This is a genomic window from Oceanobacillus alkalisoli (assembly GCF_022213125.1).
Taxonomy (GTDB): domain Bacteria; phylum Bacillota; class Bacilli; order Bacillales; family Amphibacillaceae; genus Oceanobacillus; species Oceanobacillus alkalisoli.
Genome location: NZ_JAKNRA010000005.1, coordinates 138,459 through 162,023 on the forward strand (window position 1 = coordinate 138,459; position 23,565 = coordinate 162,023).

Here is a 23,565-nt window from a genome sequence, read left to right on the forward strand (position 1 = left end):
CTCCTTTTTTTGTTTTTATACTCTCAAGCAAACGTTTGATTTACCCCTGTTCAGCTGCTTTTTTCCTATTTAATGTTTTGGAAATGGCCTGCTTCATTTCTTGATAAACAGCATTTCCTATTAGAGCACCTAACTCTGTCGCGGTTCCAGCGTAATCTAATTCCTTCCCTTGTTGGGTTGCGGCAATTAAAATACTGTCTGTAGGAGTTCCTGTTGCGACCGTACCTGTCTTCCGGTCTTGAATAGCGAGGTCTCTTAACACTTGAGCCTTTGCCTCCGTTGCCGTGATCGTTGCCTGGATAAAGGCTTCTTCCGTTAAACTGCCATTTACAAAAACCCATGTATTAATCGTTCCCGGAGCAACTGGACCAACAAGCGGCTTTGCTCGTGAGCTGTCCACCGCATTTCCAACACTCGCTGTCACAACAACTAAGATTGAAAAACCATTACCCTCATAAATACCATAACTGTAATCTTCCAAGACAATTGCCGTCATCATTCCAACCGTCTGAGCCGGCGGGAAACCTCGCCCTTTTAAATAAGTTCGCATTTCCTTCCGGTGATCATTACAATAATAATTCTCATCGACATGCCGATTGACAAAGTATTTATACCAGCCAATCCCTGCGCCAACGATACCAGAGGATATCGTTTTCACCGGCAGATCTGAATGGAGTACGATTTGCTCTGTACTAAAAGAAAGGTTTGTTTCATCAATTGACCACAGTTTTTTTGCCTGCCACGTCTTCTTGCTTGGCATTAAATGCAGCTGTGGCTTGGCAATTTTAGAGTGGGCCTGCTTAATGACCTCTGTATCGAACACCGAGTTAATCAGTTCTTCAGAAAGCACTTCATCTGGATTTTCCAACGCTTTTGCTTCGCCCTCGTCCATTAAAAGCAGGCGATCACAATAAAGGCTCGCAAGGTTTAAGTCATGCAAAATCGCCACGACTGTGAGGCCCTTTTCTTTTGCACTTTTTCTGAGCAAATCAAGCAATTCTTTTTGATAAGCTAAATCAAGATGGTTAGTTGGTTCGTCCAAGAGAAGAACTTTCGGTTGCTGCACGAGAGCTTGGGCCAGGAATATTCTCTGCTGTTCTCCTCCAGAATGTTCCATCACCGAGGTGTCCGCAAATTCGAGGATGTTCGTTTGCCGCATGACACGCTGAACGATTTCCTCATCTTCTTTTGTCCATGATCGGAACAACCCGCTATGATGCGCATAACGACCAAGTGACACCATTTCTTTTACTGTATAAGGAAAAACTTGGGGAGTGAGTTGGGGTAAGACGGCGATTTTCCTAGCTAATTCTTTCTTAGAGTAATCGGCAATGTTTCTCCCCGCTACTTCAATTTTTCCCTGTTGCAGATCGAGCAGTCCACTAATCATATTGATTAAAGTTGTCTTCCCACTGCCATTCGGTCCTAGAATTCCAAAAAACTCCCCTTCATTTACGGAAAAACTAATGTTTTTTACAATCTCCTCGCCATCATAGCCACCCGAGGCATTTTTAATTAAAAGCATGGTTCACCTCTCAACTTCTTCTCCGTTGTTTAATTAATATTATCGCAAATACCGGTGCACCTACTAAAGCTGTAATCACTCCGACAGGCAATACTTGAGGTGAGATAATTGTCCGCGATAATAAATCGGTCAATATAAGAAAGCTCGCTCCAATAATCATCGACAACGGCAACAAATGGACATGATCAGAACCCCATAGCTTTCTAGTTAAATGAGGGATAACTAAACCGACAAAGCCAATTGTCCCGGATACGGCAACCGCTGCTCCAGTGAGGATAGAACCCGCAATAAGAATTAGCAACTTCCGCTTGCCGACATCAACGCCTAAATGCTGTGCCCTCTCTTCGCCAAGCGACATTGCATTCAGTTCTTTTGCATTCATTAATAAAATGAAGGAGCCAAGAATAAAGAAAGGAAGAATGATTCCAACATAGCGAAAGCCCCGCATCGATACACTGCCAAGCATCCAGCCGATAATCTGCTGCAATTCATCGCCTGTCAACGCGATAATTAATGAAATAATCGAACCTAAAAACGCGCTGAAAATAATTCCCGTAAGAATAATCGTTTCTACCCGCATCGTCCGGTCAATTTTACGTGCAAAGTAAAGTACAATTAAAATGGTTGTTAAGGCTGTGATAATGCTCAAAAATGGCAAAGTATACATCCCGATAACCGGTAGCGAGATTCCGAAAAACAATGTCGCAACAGCACCAACTGATGCTCCTGAAGATACTCCAAGGATATAGGGCTCCGCGAGCGGATTTCTTAATAAGCCTTGGAAGGCCGCTCCCGCAATCGCAAGCGATGCCCCCACAAGTCCCGCCAACAGTACCCTTGGCAAGCGAATCTCATATACAATACTTACATACATCGGATCAACATCATCACCAACCGGCAACCGAAAAGCCTCGCTGCCAATCACTTTGACAATATCAAGGATCGGGACAGATACACTCCCAATCGAAATGGCAAATAGCATTGCACCAATGAGAAGCGCACAAGAAATACCATATTTTATTGCATTACTCTTCATCAAACAGCTCCGGATAAACAGCTTCAGCTAGTTCCCTTGCACCTTCCGTGAGTCTCGGACCAGAACGTGTAATTAAATCAGCATCAATGTCGTAAACTCTTTCATTTGCAACGGCTTCTACTACATCAAAGCCACTTCTCGAAAGCACTTCTTCTTCCGGATTTTCAATATATGCGCCGTAAGAAGTGATGATTACATCGGGATTCAATTCAATGATTTCCTCTGGATCAAGCGCCAGCCAGCCTTCATGTTCGGCTGCAGCATTTTCAGCATGAATCATTTCTAACAGTTCGTGGATAAACGTATGCTGTCCTGCTGTGTAAATGTCCGGTGCAGGAGAATTTTCAAAGAAAACTGTCTGTACATCTTCCTCAGATATCTCGGATGTAAGCTCTCGAATTTCTTCAAATTCTGCTTCCATTTCTGTCATTAATTCTTCTGCTTCCTGATCAGTTCCAATAACTTGTCCAACGATTTCAATCGTTTCGTATGTGCTCGCAATATCCTGTGCATCTTGAACAACAAAAACTTGGACACCCGCAGCTTCAAGTTGTTCGAATGCCTCCTGGGCACTGCTCACTCCCAATTCATGCGCAAGGACAATATCCGGGTCAAGACTAATGATCCGCTCCACATTCAATTCCATGCCACCGATTTTTTCAATATCTTGTACTTCTTCCGGGTAATTATCATGATCCGACACACCGACCACCTTTTCCCCTTGTCCTAAAGCAAACGCGATTTCGGTATTGCTCGGAATCAATGAAACAATCCGTTCTGGTTCTTCCTCAAGTGTTATTTCATTGTCTATAGCATCTGTGAGTGTCAGCGGATAATGATTATCGTTCGTTGACTCTTCTTCAGTCGCTTCCTCTTTATCTGTATTTCCAGTTGCATCCTCATTGTCTGTCGCACCTTGTCCGCAAGCAACTAGCAGACTAAGTAAGAACGCGAGCAGCAAACCTTGCCATAATCTCTTCATTTCCATTCCTCCAATAATAAATTCATGAACAAAGGCGCAAGCGCCCGTTTAGCAACGTACAAACTGGAGCACTCCGGAATGAGATAAAGGAAACACGGCGACGTAAGGAGCCGATGTTGACTTATCGATTGGAGGAGTGTGAAGTTTGTCAGTTGCTGGGCGCTGGAGCCGGACGTGGCTATCGCCGGGAATTCAAGTTATCCACAGCATTTTTGCTTTATAGTTTCCTATTCATATAAAAAAGCACCTCACACAGTGTGAAGATGCTTCAGTAAATAGGTTATACATCCATATAGACCCATCACCTGACTATCCTCGTAGTGCTGGCGTTACAGAATAGGCAGGTCTCCTGGCTCATGCTCATCACTCTGCTGCACCTTCCCATGCATCTATCGCACAGTGGTATTTACAGCTCATTCGCACTTACAGTGGCGGGACCGCGTTGGACTTACACCAACTTCCCTTTTAAGAATTCAGCAATCGAATCCACCTATTCTTTGCATATCATTTTCAATTGAATCTATCTCATATCGTACACTTTTTTTATGTGAAAGTCATCTTTTTATCTAATTATAAGGCAAGATGACAATACAAAAAACTGCTTCCATAACAGAAAGCAGTTTTAATCCATTATTGTAAACCAAGTAAATCCTCAATTAAAGTGACAACACGGTCAGCATATTTATTACATGCTTCCTCTGTTTCTGCCTCGACCATTACCCGGACGAGTGGCTCCGTTCCGGATGGACGCACGAGTACACGGCCATATTCACCGAGCTCTTTTTCCACGGCGTCGATTTCTTCTAATATAAGTGGATTGGTCAATGCCTCATTCTTATCTGTTACTTTAACGTTTTTCAGGACTTGCGGGAATACTTGCATCTCTCCAGCTAGTTCAGATAAAGGTTTTCCTGTATCTTTCATGACGTTCACAAGTTGCAATGCCGATAGCATTCCGTCACCTGTCGTGATGAAGTCAAGGAAAATAATATGGCCGGATTGTTCTCCGCCAAGGTTAAATCCGCCTCTGCGCATCTCTTCCATGACGTAACGGTCACCAACATTTGTTTTATCACTATGCATGCCATTTTCTTCAAGTGCCTTATAAAATCCGATATTACTCATTACCGTTGAAACAATCGTATCTTCACGAAGCGCACCTTTGGACTTCATATATTTACCGCAAATGTACATAATTTGGTCCCCGTCAACGATTTTACCCTTCTCGTCAACTGCAATTAAACGGTCGCCATCCCCGTCAAATGCTAGTCCAATATCTGCACCCTTTTCCAAAACAAGCTCTCTTACCGCTTCTGGATGGGTCGAGCCTACACCATCGTTAATGTTGAGGCCATTTGGCGAAGCACCAATCGTGTAAATATCTGCTTCGAGATCTGCAAAAAGATGGGTTGCAAGACTGGATGTCGCACCATGCGCACAGTCGATAGCAATTGATAGACCATCAAAGTCGTTATCAATCGTATCTTTCAAGAATGAAATATACTTCTGCCCGCCTTCGAAATAAGCATTCACTGTCCCGATATTCGCTCCAACTGGACGCGGGAGTTCATCCTCTGCGTCAATAAGCTTTTCAATCTCAGCTTCTTGCTCATCCGTCAGTTTAAATCCATCCGGACCGAAGAATTTAATACCATTATCTTCTACTGGGTTATGAGACGCAGAAATCATAATTCCTGCATCCGCGCTCATCGATTTCGTTAAATAAGCTACCCCTGGAGTAGAGATAACGCCGAGACGCATGACTTCTGCCCCGATGGAAAGTAAGCCTGCAAGCAATGCTCCCTCAAGCATATGACCGGAGATACGTGTATCTCTGCCAATGATTACTTTTGGATTTTCCCTTTCCTTCGTCAGTACATATCCGCCGATTCGACCTAATTGATAGGCAAGTTCCGGTGTTAAATCTTTATTCGCTACACCCCTGACACCATCGGTCCCAAAATACTTCTTCATTCATACCTCTCCTTTTAATAAACCATCTAAAAGTCAATTACTTAAAGTTTATTCGATCTCAACTGTAATTTCTTCAAACTCAGGCGTCACGGTTACATCCTCTACCTCATTCCATTCTACTTCCACTGGTACAAGATGTTCCCCCGGCTCGAGCCCTGCCAGGTTGACAAGGACCCGGAAATCATCAGGGCTAAGCTCCCTGAGGAATGTTTCATTTCCTGTTACGGTAATATCCATTTCAGCTTCACTTGGATCGACATATGTTACAGCTTGTCCATTTGCAAGTTCTTCTTCCTCAATCGCCATTGCCTCTAGAACCCGTGCTTCTTCTACTTGAACAGATACTTCAATTGTTTCCAATTCTCCTGTATTTACACCATCCGGGAGGTCAAATCCAACATCAATCGTTCCAGACTCCGTAATTTCCGATAGGTCGATTTTCTCCGTTGGAATGGACTCGATTCGTTCGAGAATATCACTGACTGCAAAAATTTCAGCCTCATCTAGATTAGCAGAAATAGACAGCAAGGAAAAGTCCTCCGGTACATCGCCGGTCGTTTCAATATCAATGGGAACCACTTTGCTCGGACTTATGAAATCAACAGATACGACAACCGACTCCCGGTCCAAGCGGACTTGCAGTTCATTTCCTTGTGTATCATACACATTCACCGGTACTTCCCGGTTTGAAATTGAAGTCTCCTGTCCGGCCACATCGACATAAATTTTAACGACACCAATCTGCTCCATGATTCTTCTGGATGTTGTAATATTTACACTGGATTGGTCTAACTCATAACCGCCGACCTCAACTCCCGGAGGCAACTGATCTGTATTTAAGAATTCCACTGTTATTGGATATTCCTGATTTGCTCTTTCCTCAATCGATACCTCAATTGTTTTCGGCTCAATATAAACGCGAATATCATCGGAAACCGTATGCTGCAATTCTACCGTATGATTTCCCTCTCCCAGTTCCCTTAAGTCCACGTAGACAGAAAAGTTACGATTGAATACAGCCGGCATAATCATCGCAGGAGAACCTTCTAATGTCACTGTTGCATATTCCGGAACTCCGCTTACGACATAATCATCCGAATTAATATCGATATCTACAGGAACATCATCAATTGTTTGCGTTTGTGAATTCCTTCCTGGAATGGAGGATTCAGAGCTGGATGAATTGGATTCCACATTCACGAATATAAATAACGTAATGGCAAAACCAAGCGCCAGTATACGAATAAACCATTTACTTTGAAACCAATTATCCATTTTCTTTCCCCCTCCGTTTCTTCGTCTTCTCAGGGGTTACGGGAAGCAAGGATAAATGTTCATTTAATAATTCCGTTAATGCCTCTTCGGATAAATCACGATGCAGCTTTCCATTTATCGTACAAGATATTGCACCCGTTTCCTCTGAAACAACAATCGTTAGGGCATCCGTTACTTCACTGATCCCCATTGCAGCCCTGTGTCTTGTTCCCAGTTCCTTAGAAATGAATGGACTCTCCGATAGCGGTAAATAACAAGCAGCTGCAATAATTTTATCCCTTTTTATAATAACAGCACCGTCATGAAGCGGAGTATTCGGTGTGAATATATTTGTCAGCAACTGGTGAGTCACTTCCCCATTAATGGGAATCCCCGTCTCAGCATATTCACCAATCCCCGTCTCCTTTTCAATGGAAATAAGTGCTCCAATCCGACGCTTCGCCATATAAGTAGAGGACTGGACGATTGCTTCAATTTGCACTTCCATATCTTCTTTCGACTTAGTACTTCTTGTGAGAAAACTCCCTCTTCCAAGCTGCTCCAAGGCTCTTCTCAGCTCAGGCTGGAATAAAATAATAATTACGATAATCCCCCACTGGATAAATTGGTTCGAGAAATACCGAACCGTCTGGAGGTTAAATGCAATACTCAATAGCCAAATTGCCAAGATGACGGCAATTCCTTTAAGTAATTGTACAGCTTTCGTACCGCGGACCAGCATCATCAGTTTATACAGCACATACCAGATGAGAGCTATGTCCACGGTTATTCTAAGTATCGTTAACAGGTCGAATCCCCCATCGAGCATGGTCACACGTCCTTTAGTCATGAATTAGCAATTGTATAATTAATTTTTTAGAAAACTTGGTTGTCACCAAGCCTTTCGGTGACAACATTAGTTGCACTTATACAGTAAGAAAGGATTTATATTTATCTTTCCGCCAAAAATATCATATAAAAATTACATTTTAATGAATTACATGACCATTATTATACCATAAATACAAAGGTTCATGTGAACTTAATAGCAGCGTAACCATTTTAAAATTAGCCTTCGTAATAAAGAAAGCTTGCATACCGGAAATATAGGGCATGCAAGCATATAATCATCATATTATTCAAAAGAGAATACTTTTTTAGCAAAGTCTTTCAGTTTGTACCATATCCAGTCAAATGCTTGATCGACGGATTCGAATTCTCCATTTATTTCACCGACGGAAGCCATCAGACCACTGTTGTCCAGTGGATCATCATCAATTAGTTCCCCATTCACCAATGTCACATTCCCATCAACCGTACCATGAATGATCAGATTGCCATTTTTAACGAGTAAATCACCTTCAACCACTTCGCCTTCCGGTACAATCACGGTATCTCCTTCAATAATTAAATTCTCTTGTTTTGAGACAACGAGCTGATTGTCTTGATCCCATGCAAAGAAAACGCCGGTGAACATAAGAATAAAGAAAATCGCTGCAGCCGTAAGCATCGGATGCATCTTAAACCAGCGTGAATATTTAACCCGTTTTTTCTCGGTTGGAAGATTCTTCATGACATTCGCTGTGAAATTCACCGGTGCTTCAAATCGTTCAGCACTTTGAATAAGCGTAACGGTCCGCTTCAATTCACGGAAATGACCCTGACAGGCTTCACAGTCTTCCAAATGATATTTTAATTTCTGTTCCTCTTCCGTAGTAATATCGCCATCCAAATATTTATGCATTAGCCCAACGGTTTCTGCATTACATTTCAATGGGACCACACTCCTTTACACATGACGAAGCCTCTTTCGTAAAGCTTCTCTGCCCCGGTGAATCCTTGTTTTCACCGTTCCGATTGGGATGTCCAGTATTTCACTTATTTCTTTCAAGGAAAATTCTTCTAAATACCTCAGAATAATAATACTGCGATATTTCGGTGGAAGTTCGGAAATTTCTGTGTGGATATATCTTTGTAATTCATTACTCTCCACCTCTTCCACTAGAGAAGCGCCCTCACTTTGAAGCTGGGAATACATATCCAGTCCATCCGTTCCTTTAACCTCTGCATCCAAAAAGTAGTCCGGTTTTCGTTTGCGAAGTCTGTCAATTGATAAGTTCGTGGCAATGCGGTACAACCAGCTTGAGAATTTTCGTTTCTCATCAAAGGAATGAATGTTTACATATGCCCGTATGAAAGCTTCTTGTGCGATGTCTTCTGCCTCATGTGCATTACCAAGCATCCGGTAGCAATGCTGGTATATTTTATTTTGGTAAAATGAGACCAGATCTTCGAAGGCAGATTGATCCCCTTTTTTTACTAATATTATTTTCTCCCTAATTATTTGTTCCATACTTTACCTCCGCCTACAATGCGGTACTTTTATTACGAACGAGCAACTCAAAAGGTTTCATTTTTTTCCGCTTTAACATTTTTTCCTGCATTAATTAATATCCTATCAATTTTTCTAACATTTTCATAGGTTTATTCTTGCTATTACTCGGGTATTTTCTTATTATAGTATACTAGATAGGAGGAAGCTTTTGTGAGTAAAGCACTGTTGCTTGAAAAAATTGAAACATGTCGGCAGGAATTAGTTGCCCTTAGTTACCATCATGAACTTACTTCACAGGCTGTTATTGAATCTAGTATGAAATTGGACACACTCATTAATAAATATCAAAACTATGATAACTATGAATTAGCCTCCAGATAAAGACTTCCAATAAACTTGTGTGATAACGGTCATCCCGTTCCACACCTTAATATTATCGGTATTTGATTTTTAAAGAAAGAGTATACGAATTTCAGCTAGTTGCTGGGCACTGGAGCTAGACGTAAGAAAAAGACATAAATCTCGTGATTTTAGAGATTTATGTCTTTTTTATATTTTTTAAGACGCTTCTATTGCAGCACCTTCGGGATGTGAGGTAAGCGCTAATGGCTTAATTCCTGCCTTTTCCCAAGAAGCAAAGAGCTGTTCCGCTTGCCTCTTACTCGGCATAAAGGCAATACCGCAATCTCCTCCGCCAGCTCCGGAAGGCTTACCCGCACCGCCTAACGCATCAGCAAGGTCACATAATGTGCCGAGTAAAGCCGTTTCAATTGAGACGTCCGCTTTATTTCCAACTGTAGCAAGGGCTTCTCTGTTTGCTTTTACCCCTTTAAAAAGAAGTTCTTGATTCTCTTCTTCCATTCCGGTAAGCAATGTATGTACGGCCTGCTCGCTTTTCAACAGAAATGCTTCAAACGCTCGCGGATTATCATCCTTCAATTCCAAAATACGGCTGACAAGCTGTGTCGTTGATGCAGGCTTCCCTGTCCAACCGACACAAAAAGAAACAGTTGCCGGCAGTGTCAATCGCTTAATCGAAAGATAGACCCAATCCATTTCCAATAATTCATGGATAGAAGAAACATTTTTAGACGCTTGAAGTAACCATTCCGCCTGGAAAGATGAATATTGTAAAATACCACCATAAACAGATGCCGCTATATCGGCACCAGAACCACTACCTTGAATGTTCACATGAGCTAAGGCGGCTAATTTAAAAATGATATCCTTATCCGGCTCATCCTTTGTAAAGCGGACCATAATTGCCGTAACGATCGCTACAACCACCGCCGCACTAGATCCTAATCCATATTTCACGCCGGACGCATCATCCAGTTCACTGCGGACAGCCAAGTTGAAATCGTCAATCTCTACACCCGCTTCCGCAAGATACGTACAGGTTACTTCCATCGCTTCTTTTACAAATGAAAGACGTTCGTCAGCTGATTGAATAGTCACTTCTCCGTTCGCGTAATCCCACGATAGATTATTCAGCTGATAATCTTCTAACGTAAGTTTTCTGTGACCGGAATCTTCAATAGTAGCATAAACAAACCGGTTTACAGCAGTGACCGCAAGATGGTGATTGGGGATAAGCACCGCAAATTCACCGGCAACCATCAATTTACCTGGTACTTTTATCGTCCATTTATTCGCCTGCAACTTATTCCACTCCTAAAGATAGCTTACTCCAGGGCCTGGCTTACTAAGGATGACATCTGTCACACCAGGGACTTTCCGAAGTATCCGTTCAACCTGTGACTCATGTTCCGGTAAATAAAGTACTTTCACATTTGGCCCAGCATCAATTGTAAAATATGCTGGTATCCCTTGTTCTCGCATTTCCTGCACTTGGTGCATCACGCGAATGGTGGAATCCAGCCAATATGTAAATGGCGGTTTCGCACCTAGCGAGGTTGCATGCATCTTCAAGCAGTTCGCTTCTGCAATTTCTCCAACACGAATAAAATCTTTTTCTTGAATAGCTTCTTTAATTCCTGAAAGATCTTCCGGAATACTCTTCAGCCAGCCTTCATAGAATGGTGAAGTTTCAACTGTCCGGCGCATCCCTGCCCGACTTGATATCTTTTTCATTTCCGATGTCAGTACAACCCCTGCCATCCGGATGTCCCAGTGGTTCTCATCTGCAATAGAGACGGCATAGGAATCAGAACCATCTTCTTTTTCCCCCATTTGCCATTCTGCAAAGCCGCCGTAAATCGAACGGCTGGATGATCCTGAACCGCGTCTTGTTAAGCGTGAGAGTTCTTTAGGATCTAAATCTAAACCGATTGCCTTCGAAGCAGCTGCAGCAAGCGCCGCAAAACCGGATGCAGATGATGCGAATCCAGCTGCGGTAGGCACTTGGTTATCTGAAGCAACATGTGCGTAAAGTTCCTTTCCTGCCATTTGCCGAACCAAATCAAGGAAGGCCGTCACTCGTTTATAGGCTTCTCCCTGTTCAAGTGTTCCGTTCAGTTCGAACCTGTCTTCGGTAAAGTCTTCTTGAAAGTCTACAGTGGTCGTCGTGTAAAACCCGTCCAATGTTAGGGAAAGACTGTTGTTTGTTGGCAGAATCAATTCCTCATTCCGCTTCCCCCAATATTTAATTAAGGCAATATTCGTATGTGCTTTCGCTGTAGCTTTCATAATAATCCCCTTTTCAAATTATTCCTATACAAATGAAAGTAACCAAATAGCAGCTTGTAAAGCTTGATATCTGGTTACTTTCTAAAAGGTTAACCATTTTTCTTTAATACAAATGGCCAAACGGAATGTGCGCCGAATTGCTTCAATTTCTCAGCTAATTGCTTACAATGTACTTCATTCTGAGCTAGGGCAATAATACAGCCGCCATTTCCGCCGCCTGTAAGCTTTGCACCTAGTGCTCCTTCCTGTCTGGCAAAACGAATCAATCGGTTCAACACCGCATCACTTACACCTAGATATTCAAGTTCTTTTTGCGCTTCATTCAACATAGACCCGAGGAAGTGCTTGCTCGCTTTTTCAAGTGCATCTTTCGCATCATGGGTCAACTGCCCAATACGGTCCAATTTCCGCTGAATTTTACGCGGTGCTTTTTTAAGCAATTTCGTCACCGATTGAACAGATGATTTCGTATCCGCATCTTGTCCAGAGTCGGCAACAAGAAAATGTAAATCTTCTTTCACTGCAATTTTTCTAATTGGTTGATTTTTTTCAAACCAGATTGGTGTATCTGCCGTAATGGTCAATGTATCAATTCCACTTGGTGAACCATGTGCATAAGTTTCTGCGATATTCGCAAGCTTCAATAATTCTTCATGCGTATATTCACGCTCAGCATAATTAAATAGCGAGCGAATAACAGAAATGGCCACAGAGGCACTAGATCCCAAACCTTTTCCAGGCGGGACGGATGAAGTTATACGAATAACGAGATTTTCACAGGGAATTTCAAGGTATTCCAGCGTATTCGTAATACAGCTGGCAATACCACGCAAGGAATCGGGAGTCATATGGAGTGGTCCATAATAGAAACTGCTGTCAAGTATCGCCGGTCCAGGCACATACTCAATGGCGGATTCGACACCAATAAGCGGAAATGGAACAGCAATTGCAGGTTGTCCGTGTACAACCGCATGCTCTCCAATCAAGATAAATTTACTATGAGCTACACCAATAGCTGTTTTTGCTGAAGTTGAAACTTTTTCTGCACTCATCGTTTATATTTTTCCACCAATTCTTTCGCTTTTCCAACACGGATATCGTTATTTTTAATTAATTCGATTGCTATAATATCAACCATCTCCCCTGCAGCACCTGCTGCCATCGCAACAGAGCGAGAATGTAAGGTCATATGTCCTTTTTGAATACCGTCTGTTGCAAGTGCTTTTAGCGCGCCTAAATTTTGGGCAAGGCCAACAGCTACGATAACCTCCGCTAATTCTTTCGCACTTTCAACTTCGAGTAATTTAAGAGCAAGCTTCGCCATTGGGTGTACTCGGGTCGCCCCGCCGACAATTCCAATCGACATCGGAAGTTCCAGCTCACCGACAAGATTACCCTGTTCATCCTTATGCCACGTTGTCATAGATGTATATTGTCCATCTTTCACGGCATAAGCATGAGCACCGGCTTCTACAGCGCGCCAATCATTTCCTGTGGCAATAACAATCGGATCAATTCCGTTCATAATCCCTTTATTGTGCGTGACTGCCCGGTAAGGATCAGAGGCTGCGAATTCATACGCATGAATGACGCCATCCCGTACTTCTTCGCCGGAGAAATCTCCAGTTTGCAGTAAGTGAGGTGGAATGACGCAACGAGCTCTTGCCAAGCTTCGATCTGCTAAATTAGATAAAATTCGTAAATAAACTTTACCTTGTGTAATTTCTTCTACTAGTGGGGCAATTGATTCTGCCATTGTATTAATTAAGTTTGCACCCATTGCATCAACTGTGTTCACATACAGGTGAACAATCAGCATTTTTCCAAATTTGGAATCAGATGCTTCATTTAAAATGCGGACGTCTAAATCTTTCGCGCCACCACCCCGGGCTACAATGCTCGGGAAAGCATTGTTGGCAGCGTCGATTAATATTTGTTTACTCTCCAGGATAGCTTCCTTTGCTTCCGTAAAATCGGAACAACCAACTACCTGAATCTGTCCAATCATGACGCGTTCTGTAGATTCCGTAACAAAACCACCAGCATCACGAACGATTTTCGCAATATGGCTGGCAGAAGCTACAACAGAAGCTTCCTCAATTGCCATCGGTACTATATATTCTTTCCCATTTATGAAGAAATTCAATCCTAAGCCAAGTGGCAACTGAAACGTCCCCACGACATTTTCAATCATATTATCTGCCGTATCTTCAACTAAAGGAGCTTCTGAATTAAATACTGTAAGCTCTTCTTCTGTAAATGAAAGCATTTCTCTAATCAATGCTTTTCTTTCTTCTATTGTTTTTTTATAGAAACCAGGAATTCTGGACGATTTCATACCGGATCATCCTTTAGTATTATAATAATGAATGATTTTTATTAGTTTAATGAATTTCATAATACGTATCTAATGCTTCACCATCACCATATGTAGTTGAGTTAGTTCGTCCCCAACTACATATGGTGATGGAAAAGCCGACTTTGGTAATTATGAAATTCATTCAGTTAAACATTAATTCTTCTTAACGATTATAACATGTTACCATGCATTTTTTGTAGGAACAGCTACTTATTTTCACAAAAAACCTTCATTTCTTGAATTACTCCATCTATTATGTTGAAAAAAGGCTTATATTGCAAATAAAACAAGACTCGAAAACGTGAGCCTTGTTTTATTTGCAGAGGTGATTCATTTAATTACATACGTGGGAATGATGAGCCATACAGGATTCGAACCTGTGACCCTCTGATTAAAAGTCAGATGCTCTACCGACTGAGCTAATGGCTCTCGATTAAAATATTGTACTGGTTTTTTCGCATGAGCTAGATGTTCGATAGCTCGTCGTGTTGAGTGGTTATTCGGTCATGCATGATGCATACATATTAGGAATAAAAATAGCTGGGCTACTAGGATTCGAACCTAGGAATGACGGGACCAAAACCCGTTGCCTTACCGCTTGGCTATAGCCCAATAATTAGTGGTGGAGGGGGGCAGATTCGAACTGCCGAACCCTGAGGGAGCGGATTTACAGTCCGCCGCGTTTAGCCACTTCGCTACCCCTCCATATTATTCGTCATAATTTTTGTCTTATACCATATAGTTAAAATAAATGGTGCCGGCCAGAGGACTTGAACCCCCAACCTACTGATTACAAGTCAGTTGCTCTACCAATTGAGCTAGGCCGGCATGATATTAATATGTACTGGTTTTATTGCATGAGCTAGATGTTTGATGGCTCGTCGTGTTGAATGATTAATCGGTGATGCATACACTCCTCGCAGGCCGCTTCTGGGAAGCAGAGGCAAAGAAGTTAGGAGCGGCGTGCTCTACCAATTGAGCTAGGCCGGCATGATATTAATATGTACTGGTTTTATTGCATGAGCTAGATGTTTGATAGCTCGTCGTGTTGAATGATTAATCGGTGATGCATACACTCCTCGCAGGCCGCTTCTGGGAAGCAGAGGCAAAGAAGTTAGGAGCGGCGTGCTCTACCAATTGAGCTAGGCCGGCTTCTAGTTGTTCTGAAAAAATAAAAAAGCTTTACGAATGTAAGCTGTTTTTAAAATGTAAATGGTGACCCGTACGGGATTCGAACCCGTGTTACCGCCGTGAAAGGGCGGTGTCTTAACCGCTTGACCAACGGGCCAATAAGGTTTGGCAAAGATCAGCTTTTCAAACTAACGAATTTCATTATAGCTAGTATTTCCCTTTTTGTAAAGCTAAAAATTAAAGTTTTTCTTTTTCAAATAGTCTATACCCTTTTTCACCGTAATGTAATCCTATTATTCGAACGTTTCACGGCCAAATAGAATCAGTTCCGCTAAATAAATTTATCAGCGACCAACACGAGTTTAATCTTCGCTTGAATGGCACTGCCCCCCAAATTAGTACCAGCTATTATGATATAAACCATAATTCCAGTTTATCTAACGTCAAACATAAGGTATAATAGAAAAAACAAATTTTTTGGAGGTATACCATGGCAGGCTTATTAAAGGATAAAACTATTGTTGTAATGGGCGTGGCAAATGAGAGAAGTATCGCGTGGGGAATTACGAAGTCGCTCCACCGTGAAGGAGCAAACTTGATTTTCACGAACAGGCAAGAGCGTTCCAAGAAAAAATTAGAGAAACTACTGGAAAAACACGATATCCCTGCTAAGCTAATGCTTTCGCTTGATGCAGCGAGTGATGAAAGTATTCAAGACGCATTTCAGGAAATAAAAGATAAGGTTGGGGTTATTCATGGGGTTGTCCACTCTGTTGCATTTGCTAAGCGGGAAGAACTGCAAGGCGAATATGCAGATACATCCCGTGACGGTTATTTACTTGCTCACGAGATTAGTGCGTATTCGTTAGTAGCTATTACAAAGGCTGCAAAAGAATTAATGACAGAAGGCGGAAGTATCATTACCCAAACATATCTCGGCGCCGAGCGGGTCATCCCGAATTATAATATTATGGGTGTCGCTAAAGCATCTCTGGAAGCAAGTGTACGTTATTTAGCTGAAGATATGGGGAAATATGATATTCGTGTGAATGCAATTTCTTCAGGCCCAATTCGTACTGTATCAGCTAAAGGTGTATCTGGATTTAACGAAAAAGCAAATGTCATTGTAGAAAAATCACCACTTCGCCGTAATATTGATCAAGATCAGGTGGGAGACGCATCAATGTTCTTCTTGAGTGATCTTTCAAGAGGAGTAACAGGAGAAATTTTACACGTGGATTCCGGTTTCCATATCATTGGCGGCTAACTAAATTGACAAATGAGACGCTCTTATGCACACATGCTAAGCAGCGTCTTTCTTCTACTTCTTAATCTATTCAGACCTGTGCAAAGGAGAACGTACAATGATGGAATGGTTTTTAACAGTCGGGGGAGAAAAATTTAATCTTTTTGGACCGAGTCATCTCGTTATGCTGTTTTTATATGTAGTCGGTGCATTTTTGCTTTTATTTTTACATAAAAAAATTCTCTCCAATCATCGGTTATTCCAAACGATTCGCTGGACATTCTTCACACTCTTACTAGCGTGTGAGATTACGTATCAAACTTGGGCAGCAATCAATGGAATTTGGGTGCATAATTTACCTTTTCACCTATGCGGGATTGCCGGGTTAGTCGGTGCAGCGGCTTTATTTACGCTAAATAAGAAGCTGATGGTGATTACTTTCTACATCGCACTCATACCAGCTCTTTTAGCGTTACTTACACCGGATCTGTCATATGACTTTCCTAATTTCAGGTATTTTAAATTTTTCATTCATCATATTACGATTTCGTTAACAGCTATTTTTGTCGCCATTATCGCCAGTGAATCAAAAGCAATCACATTTAAAGGTATGCTTGAGACGTATCTCTATTTAGTCATCTACGCATTTCTTGCTGGACTCATCATCAATCCATGGTTGAATGCCAATTACCTGTTTTTGTCTCATCCACCAGTATCCGCCACTCCACTGGACTGGTTCGGAACTGGTATTTGGTATCGGCTAAACTTAGGAGTTGTTTGCTTCATCGTATTCTTTCTCCAATTCCTCAGCTACCGCCCACTGCAGCGAAAATGGTAAGAAATAAAAGATCTCCGGTACACCTCTTGGAGGCATTCGGGAATTTTTCTATAGATAAAACCATCGTTCTCTTAATGCTAATAGTACTGCATTCGTTCGATCTTTTACCCTAAGCTTACTTAATATAGAAGTAATATGATTCTTCACTGTCTTATCGGAAATATTTAAGTTCGTGGCAATCTCTTCATTTTGGCATCCTTGTATAAGTTCCCCTAGTACTTCCCATTCTCTCCGGGTCAACAACCCAATCGGCCGTTGAACATCTCCTTCAGCAATTTGCCTATACTTTTCAAACAGTACCGATGCAATAAGTGGATGAATATAGGTCTTGCCTTTCTGTATGTATTCAATACCTTGCACAAATTCTTGAACACTCATACCAACACTGAAAAAACCAACTAAATCATAATGAATGTAATTGTTAAAAACCTTCATTTCTGAATCAGGCAAAATAATCGCTATCTTTGTATTGGTAAAACGATAAAATCGAGTCACCTCTTGCAAGGAGATATAAGCTTCTATATCAAGGATGACAAGGTCACTATCTCGTGGCGCTTCAAACAAATCATCTATAAATGCAGCATTATATACATATATGTCATCATCTTGCAGGTGTTCCTTCACCATTTCTATAACGGTTTCTTTATGAACTTCTGATCCTATCACAAATGATATCACATTCATTTTTTCCAGCTCCTAGTTTTGTGCTAACCGTGTTCATTCTTTGCAAACTTATTCAAAATAAGAATGAATCAATAACTTAATGAATTTCATAATACGTATTTAATGCTTCACCTTCACCATATGTAGTTGAGTTGGTTCGTTCCCAACTACATATGGTGATGGAATAGCCGACTTTGGTAATTATGAAATTCATTCAACTCCCAAATTTATTGCAGATTTATCCGGGAAGAGATATTCCTCTCTTCTAACCAATCATTTTATCCTAGTTCTATTTTATCATAAATAGACATAATTTTATAATATTAATCCAATTTATCCACAAAAACTCCCTTTAAGCTGAGCTTTACTCAACTTAAAAGGAGTTTGGTAAAAAATTATATTATATTATGCAACTTTCCAATCAAGAACATCTATTTCAAGCGGGATATTATTTGCTCTCACCTTCCTTGCAGCCCTAAAGAATACTACAATAATCAGTGCAGCCCCGACGTATCTGCCAAGAAAAGGATATTATCAGCATTATATCATTCTGACATATAGTTGAGAACTGTATTACAATAGGTGAATGAATTGTGTTTTTGCTCGGGAAAAGGGGTATTGAAAGAGATAAGCTAGAAAATAAGGTGATTGCACATGACAAAAAAACAGGCATTTTATAAGAAAAAACGGAACTTGATTCTATCCCTAATCATCGTTCTATATATAGGAACGATATTTTTTCATCAGGTGAAAGAGCTGCCGGAGGACGTATCTTACTTTGGTGATGAACACTGGTTAATGGAGGATGAGATAACATTTCTTTACGACCTTACTTACCAAAAACAGGGGGAAGAAATCCATGAACAGGAGATTTTCGACACGGCTTTTCAAATGATTGAAGAAGCAGAAGATTTTCTCGTTATCGACATGTTCATGGTAAATGACTTCTCAGATGAAGCTAGAGACTTTCCCGAATTAAGCAGTCTCTTTATAGAAAAGATAAGAGATCAGCTAAAAAAACATCCAGATTTGCAGGTCGTACTTATTACCGATGAGATTAATCGCAGTTATAATTCCCATCAAGCATTGCAGATCGATCGTCTTGCAGAGGATAGGGTAGAAATCATTTATACGGATCTAACAAAATTACGTGATTCAAATGTATTATATTCCGGGATATGGCGGTTATTTTTCCAGTGGTTTGGTCAGGAAGGAAATGGATGGCTACCAAATCCCTTTGGTGAAACTTCTCCCAAAGTGACGTTTCGTTCTTATTTACAATTACTGAACATTAAAGCCAATCACCGGAAAGCGATTATAACAGAGGACCATGGGCTCATTCTCTCCGCGAACGCCCATGATTCAAGCGCCTTTCATTCTAACGTAGCTGTTCAAGTAACTGGCCCGATTATAAAAGATATGGTTGAAACGGAACGAGCAGTGGCAAAGTTTTCTGGTGGTGACCTTAATGCTTTCCCAAGCGAGGAAAAATTAAATGCTTACTTTTCACAGGAGGCGCCCCAAGAAGAGCGAACAATCCGAGCACGCATTTTGACAGAGAAACAAATTGAAACCGACTTTCTTGGTGCAATGGAACAACTGGAAGCAGACGACGAAATTTGGATTGGTATGTTTTATCTTTCTGATCATACGGTAATTACCAGTCTACTTGATGCTGCTGAGCGCGGAGTCGATGTTCATCTCATTCTTGATCCGAATGAGAATGCATTCGGATCAGAAAAGATTGGCCTGCCAAATATCCCAGTTGCTCAAGGTTTGATTGATGATTCAGCCGGCAGAATAGAAATCAAATGGTATCAAACAAATGAAGAACAATACCATTCCAAGATCGCCTATTTAAAAGGTCATGAAGAAAGCTATGTAACTGCGGGATCAACAAACTTCACCTCCCGCAACTTGGATAATTATAATTTGGAAAACAATATTGCTGTCACCGCACCAAACGATAGTACATTCATCCAAGACATCGACACTTACTTTAAACGACTATGGAATAACGAAGACGCAATCTTCACCATTCCACACAGCAAGGAAGAAGATGCCCTCACCCCAATAAAATCCGTCCTTTACTGGACACAAAAACTACTTCGCTTTACAACATATTAATCAATCGGGACGCGGGGTCAGAGCATTTGTCCCACTTCAACTGGGACAAATGCTCTGACCCCGCGTCCCTTGCTTTCATATTCTAATCTAAGAGGAGGAGTTATTATGCGTGATAACAATAGGCGCGGAAAATGTATATTCCCGGGATATCGTTGGTGTGGTCCCAGTTGCAGTGGCCCTGGGTATCCGACCAACCCCGTAGATGCATGCTGTATGCATCATGATCTTTGCTTGCAGCGTGGTGCTGACCGGAGATATTGCGATCAGATATTCATGGAATGCCTGCAGCCCTATTTATATGGGCAACTCCCGCATAACCGTCATGCAAGGATCATGTACCATGCAATTCGCATTAAAAGTAAATTTGGTTTTTAATCTTTTAGAGACTTAAGCTCTACCTTACAGTTTCTTTTCATCAGAGTCGATACATCGTAAAAGCCTAACTCATCATACAACCGTTTAGCTGAATTACCCGAATAAACATTCAACTGTACATGTTTCATCCTTTTTTTTCATATCTTCTAACTCAAATTCCAGTGAACGCTTCATACCTAGTTGTCGAAGTTCTGGTTTCACATATAACTCCACCAGCATTCCCTGCATTACTTCAAATCTATATTATAAACAACACAAACACCGAGCGACCCTTTCATTACTTTATTTTCTATAAAGACAAGATAATATCCTTCGTTTGCTAGAAATTGTGACATCAGCTCAGATGCCTTGATTATATTTCCTTCTCTATATCCGACTGTCGCCTCTTACATGACAGCTAGGGAGTAGCGGAAATCTACCAGCACTTAACAATGTATGGGATGTATCAACAACCGTTTAAAGGAGTGGACAAACAAATCCACACCTTAATAGAAAAAAATTGCTGGAAAACTGTGGATATAGAAGCACAGGAATTGAGAAAGCAATAGGACGGACCGAACATTCCAATCTTTATCTTTCCGTCCGATCGGAGTAATACCGAAATCAATGGAAAATCCGGTCTTTCCTTTCATGATAAGCTATTTCTATTTATTTCCGGGGAAACCTCACTAACTGAAATTAAAGCACTACTGACCCACGAATACTATCATGTTTGCCGCCTGCACAAATTTGATAAAAAAGTGGCAGACTATCATCTATTGGATACAATTATCCTAGAAGGACTGGCTGAACATGCGGTTCTGGAGCGATTCAGGAAAAAATATTGTGCAGATTGGACGCGATATTATTCAGACGAAGAGTTAGAAAAATGTGGAAACACCTTATTCTACCTTCCACTGATCTTCCAAAGGGACACAGAGAACATGAGGCTATATTGTATGGTGTTGATCATTACCCTAGGATGGCTGGTTATTATTTAGTAAAACAATACGTGGAAACAAATAAACGTTCAACTAAAGAATTGCTGAACACGTCTTCTTCTGTTATCGCAAAAATGACACAGACGGATTAATTTCCGTCTGTGTCATTTCATCTTACCAATAATATGGTGGTTGTATAGTGCAAAATAAAAGTGCAGAGTATTGCAAAGGATTTTAGCGTTGCAACTTTACTTTGAGAGGCGGGCATGATAGCCTTCATTGGCAAAGTCAGCCCTTGCTACGGCTGGCTTCATGGCTTTGTACTCATGCCCACAGAGGCTCAAAGTCAAATTGCAACATTATGTAATTGCAATTGCAATCTTGTGTATTTTTGTTTTGCAAAATACAGTGGTAACAACGCAAGGCTGACAATCACTCCCAGGGCAATCCCAAATCCAAAAACTACCCAACCATAGCCGAAGCCAACAAATCCTCCAGAGCCTCGTAACGGTCGTAAATACACACGATTGGACTCCACTCTCTCAATCATACTACGGTGCACTCTTCTATCCCTTGTCCTTATTTCAACAGGCCGCCGATGGTATCTCATACAGAGATTACGATAATGATCAACAGACAATCCTCTCACCCCCACTTCATTTCCATAAAATATGACACCCGCACTCATTTTGCATGAGATAGAAGTGGAGAAAAGCCTGAATTGGGACACAGGGTCAGAGCATTTGTCCCGATCAGAAGGGCAAATTATAACAAATTTGAACCTCTCATGACTGAAGTCACGAGTCTTCTTGGGTTATTTATAAAGTTTTTGAAATAAGTAAACAAAATTATATAAATGAAAATAATCGTTGTTCAACTATATTCATCTAGGAGAAGAAGTCATCGATGATTATACTAAAGTGTTTACCATGTTAACCAAGACATGTTAAGTGGTGTTGTGAAGGCAAAAAGTAGTTAATTCGAAGTTTTAGTTTAGGCGGATCCCCTGATTAGAATAAAGCTTACATTTATACTTGATGGAAATGAAACTATAATCTCTACTATCTAAATTCAAACACAAAATTACAACTTCCTTCTTCATTATTTTATAGAGTGCTCTGTACTACCCAATTCTTAACCTATACGCATTTTGATATCCTGCTAATTTTTTAATATCTAAATGGATATTAAATGGATTATTAGCAAGAACCAGTAGAGCTTTTTTGATTCTTTCTTTTGTTATCTTATCTAGTTTGTTTAAATATTTCTTGAGCTTTTTGAAAATCAAATTTCAAACATCGTTGTCATTTTTTTCAAATACCTGATCAAAAGTAAAATATTTCCCTTTTGAGTATTCATCTAGTGACTTTTTCATTTTAGTTTTTGACTCTTTATCTAAAACGGCTTCACTTTGATCCAATTCGTTTAGTCCGTCCAAATAATGCTTCATCTCAGGATATTTTCACTTGGAAAACCCTCTATTTGCTTAAATAAATCCCATTTTGATATCCTATATTTATTCCTTCATGATATCAATCATGATATCAATATTAATATTGATATTAATATTGATTAGATATACAAAAAAACGCTTCTGATCGTTTAGACAGAGCGTTTTACAAAAAGCTTCCAACAGGATTTGAACCTGCGACCTCTTCCTTACCATGGAAGCGCTCTACCTGCTGAGCTATGGAAGCACATTCTAAACATAAACATAAAAATGGCTCCACAGGTAGGATTCGAACCTACGACCGATCGGTTAACAGCCGATTGCTCTACCACTGAGCTACTGTGGAATAATACTATGTAAATTATTATATGCCTGGCAACGTCCTACTCTCGCAGAGACAAGGTCTCAACTACCATCGGCGCTGGAAAGCTTAACTGCTGTGTTCGGTATGGGAACAGGTGTGACCTTTCCGCCCTCATTACCAGACATATACTATATTATAACAAAATTTAACTTTAATGCAAGAGTATATTCATACCCTGAAAACTAAATAAGAGTAATTCACGACATCAAGATATAGAAGTTAGTTAAGTCCTCGATCGATTAGTATTCGTCAGCTCCACATGTCACCATGCTTCTACCTCGAACCTATCAACCTCATCGTCTCTGAGGGATCTTACTCACTCGAAGTGATGGGAAGT

The 23,565-nt window shown here is 40.9% G+C and carries 18 protein-coding genes, 7 tRNA genes, 2 rRNA genes, 1 pseudogene and 1 riboswitch; of the genes and pseudogenes, 5 read left to right on the forward strand and 23 right to left on the reverse strand.

Annotated features, from left to right (window positions below; genetic code table 11):
- Nucleotides 1-40 precede the first annotated feature (40 nt).
- The 8 genes from L3V42_RS09220 to sigW form a co-directional block, all read right to left on the reverse strand.
- Entirely contained in the window at nt 41-1,525 is a 1,485-nt protein-coding gene (locus L3V42_RS09220; protein ID WP_235762951.1) for an adenosylcobinamide amidohydrolase, read from the reverse strand.
- 10 nt (nt 1,526-1,535) lie between these two features.
- Nucleotides 1,536-2,561, reverse strand: a complete 1,026-nt coding sequence (locus L3V42_RS09225) for a FecCD family ABC transporter permease (protein WP_238471847.1) — start codon at nt 2,559-2,561, stop codon at nt 1,536-1,538.
- Complete coding sequence (locus L3V42_RS09230; RefSeq protein WP_235762953.1) at nt 2,551-3,543, reverse strand: ABC transporter substrate-binding protein; 993 nt, start codon at nt 3,541-3,543, stop codon at nt 2,551-2,553. Before L3V42_RS09230 ends, L3V42_RS09225 begins: the two co-directional genes overlap by 11 nt.
- Nucleotides 3,544-3,865: 322 nt before the next feature.
- Nucleotides 3,866-4,052: riboswitch (cobalamin riboswitch) on the reverse strand.
- Nucleotides 4,053-4,173: 121 nt separating this feature from the next.
- The gene (gene glmM, locus L3V42_RS09235) at nt 4,174-5,517 is read right to left on the reverse strand and encodes a phosphoglucosamine mutase (protein ID WP_235762954.1); all 1,344 of its coding nucleotides are present in this window, start codon (nt 5,515-5,517) and stop codon (nt 4,174-4,176) included.
- 48 nt (nt 5,518-5,565) lie between these two features.
- Nucleotides 5,566-6,792: a CdaR family protein gene (locus L3V42_RS09240; RefSeq protein ID WP_235762955.1), complete on the reverse strand. Its 1,227-nt coding sequence runs from the start codon at nt 6,790-6,792 to the stop codon at nt 5,566-5,568.
- Nucleotides 6,785-7,600 (reverse strand): diadenylate cyclase CdaA, encoded by an 816-nt coding sequence (cdaA, locus tag L3V42_RS09245; RefSeq protein ID WP_238471848.1) that lies wholly within the window; start codon nt 7,598-7,600, stop codon nt 6,785-6,787. The genes L3V42_RS09240 and cdaA overlap by 8 nt, the downstream gene beginning before the upstream one ends.
- A 306-nt stretch (nt 7,601-7,906) precedes the next feature.
- The gene (rsiW, locus tag L3V42_RS09250; protein ID WP_235762957.1) at nt 7,907-8,545 is read right to left on the reverse strand and encodes an anti-sigma-W factor RsiW; all 639 of its coding nucleotides are present in this window, start codon (nt 8,543-8,545) and stop codon (nt 7,907-7,909) included.
- A gap of 15 nt (nt 8,546-8,560) precedes the next feature.
- Entirely contained in the window at nt 8,561-9,124 is a 564-nt protein-coding gene (gene sigW / locus L3V42_RS09255) for an RNA polymerase sigma factor SigW (protein WP_235762958.1), read from the reverse strand.
- A 192-nt stretch (nt 9,125-9,316) separates the two neighbouring features.
- Here sigW and L3V42_RS09260 point away from each other — a divergent pair, with 192 nt between their 5' ends.
- On the forward strand, nt 9,317-9,487 hold the full coding sequence (locus L3V42_RS09260; protein ID WP_235762959.1) for an aspartyl-phosphate phosphatase Spo0E family protein: 171 nt from the start codon (nt 9,317-9,319) through the stop codon (nt 9,485-9,487).
- A 177-nt stretch (nt 9,488-9,664) separates the two neighbouring features.
- Here L3V42_RS09260 and L3V42_RS09265 read toward each other — a convergent pair whose 3' ends face one another.
- From L3V42_RS09265 to L3V42_RS09305, 9 genes are all read right to left on the reverse strand, one after another.
- Complete coding sequence (locus L3V42_RS09265; RefSeq protein ID WP_235762960.1) at nt 9,665-10,768, reverse strand: phosphomevalonate kinase; 1,104 nt, start codon at nt 10,766-10,768, stop codon at nt 9,665-9,667.
- A 12-nt stretch (nt 10,769-10,780) separates the two neighbouring features.
- Nucleotides 10,781-11,755, reverse strand: a complete 975-nt coding sequence (mvaD, locus tag L3V42_RS09270) for a diphosphomevalonate decarboxylase (protein ID WP_235762961.1) — start codon at nt 11,753-11,755, stop codon at nt 10,781-10,783.
- Between the two features lie 89 nt (nt 11,756-11,844).
- The gene (mvk, locus tag L3V42_RS09275) at nt 11,845-12,807 is read right to left on the reverse strand and encodes a mevalonate kinase (protein ID WP_235762962.1); all 963 of its coding nucleotides are present in this window, start codon (nt 12,805-12,807) and stop codon (nt 11,845-11,847) included.
- Nucleotides 12,804-14,093 carry a hydroxymethylglutaryl-CoA reductase, degradative gene (locus L3V42_RS09280; RefSeq protein ID WP_235762963.1) on the reverse strand — a complete coding sequence of 430 codons (1,290 nt, stop codon included), beginning with the start codon at nt 14,091-14,093 and terminating at the stop codon, nt 12,804-12,806. The genes mvk and L3V42_RS09280 overlap by 4 nt, the downstream gene beginning before the upstream one ends.
- A gap of 377 nt (nt 14,094-14,470) precedes the next feature.
- Nucleotides 14,471-14,543: transfer RNA gene (locus L3V42_RS09285), tRNA-Lys, on the reverse strand.
- Nucleotides 14,544-14,654: 111 nt separating this feature from the next.
- A tRNA-Gln gene (locus tag L3V42_RS09290) sits at nt 14,655-14,726 on the reverse strand.
- A gap of 8 nt (nt 14,727-14,734) precedes the next feature.
- A tRNA-Tyr gene (locus L3V42_RS09295) sits at nt 14,735-14,819 on the reverse strand.
- Between the two features lie 47 nt (nt 14,820-14,866).
- Nucleotides 14,867-14,942: transfer RNA gene (locus L3V42_RS09300), tRNA-Thr, on the reverse strand.
- Between the two features lie 385 nt (nt 14,943-15,327).
- Nucleotides 15,328-15,402, reverse strand: a tRNA-Glu gene (locus L3V42_RS09305).
- A 333-nt stretch (nt 15,403-15,735) separates the two neighbouring features.
- Here L3V42_RS09305 and fabI point away from each other — a divergent pair.
- Nucleotides 15,736-16,512, forward strand: a complete 777-nt coding sequence (gene fabI, locus L3V42_RS09310; RefSeq protein WP_238471849.1) for an enoyl-ACP reductase FabI — start codon at nt 15,736-15,738, stop codon at nt 16,510-16,512.
- A 97-nt stretch (nt 16,513-16,609) separates the two neighbouring features.
- Nucleotides 16,610-17,329 carry a YwaF family protein gene (locus tag L3V42_RS09315; RefSeq protein ID WP_238471850.1) on the forward strand — a complete coding sequence of 240 codons (720 nt, stop codon included), beginning with the start codon at nt 16,610-16,612 and terminating at the stop codon, nt 17,327-17,329.
- A gap of 48 nt (nt 17,330-17,377) precedes the next feature.
- Here the strand turns inward: L3V42_RS09315 and L3V42_RS18305 are convergent, their stop codons facing one another.
- Nucleotides 17,378-18,013 carry a response regulator transcription factor gene (locus L3V42_RS18305; protein ID WP_255783447.1) on the reverse strand — a complete coding sequence of 212 codons (636 nt, stop codon included), beginning with the start codon at nt 18,011-18,013 and terminating at the stop codon, nt 17,378-17,380.
- Between the two features lie 633 nt (nt 18,014-18,646).
- On the opposite strand from L3V42_RS18305, the gene L3V42_RS09325 reads away from it, so the two are divergent.
- Together L3V42_RS09325 and L3V42_RS09330 are read left to right on the forward strand one after the other, a co-directional pair.
- Entirely contained in the window at nt 18,647-20,119 is a 1,473-nt protein-coding gene (locus L3V42_RS09325; RefSeq protein ID WP_238471851.1) for a phospholipase D family protein, read from the forward strand.
- 977 nt (nt 20,120-21,096) lie between these two features.
- Nucleotides 21,097-21,566: pseudogene (locus L3V42_RS09330) on the forward strand (DUF2268 domain-containing putative Zn-dependent protease).
- 194 nt (nt 21,567-21,760) lie between these two features.
- Here L3V42_RS09330 and L3V42_RS09335 read toward each other — a convergent pair.
- From L3V42_RS09335 to L3V42_RS09355, 5 genes are all read right to left on the reverse strand, one after another.
- The gene (locus L3V42_RS09335; protein WP_369412871.1) at nt 21,761-21,964 is read right to left on the reverse strand and encodes a hypothetical protein; all 204 of its coding nucleotides are present in this window, start codon (nt 21,962-21,964) and stop codon (nt 21,761-21,763) included.
- Nucleotides 21,965-23,038: 1,074 nt separating this feature from the next.
- Nucleotides 23,039-23,111 (reverse strand) — tRNA-Thr (locus tag L3V42_RS09340).
- 24 nt (nt 23,112-23,135) lie between these two features.
- Nucleotides 23,136-23,210, reverse strand: a tRNA-Asn gene (locus tag L3V42_RS09345).
- 24 nt (nt 23,211-23,234) lie between these two features.
- Nucleotides 23,235-23,350 (reverse strand): 5S ribosomal RNA (gene rrf, locus L3V42_RS09350).
- Between the two features lie 97 nt (nt 23,351-23,447).
- Nucleotides 23,448-23,565: ribosomal RNA gene (locus tag L3V42_RS09355) — 23S ribosomal RNA — on the reverse strand; the annotation flags it as partial.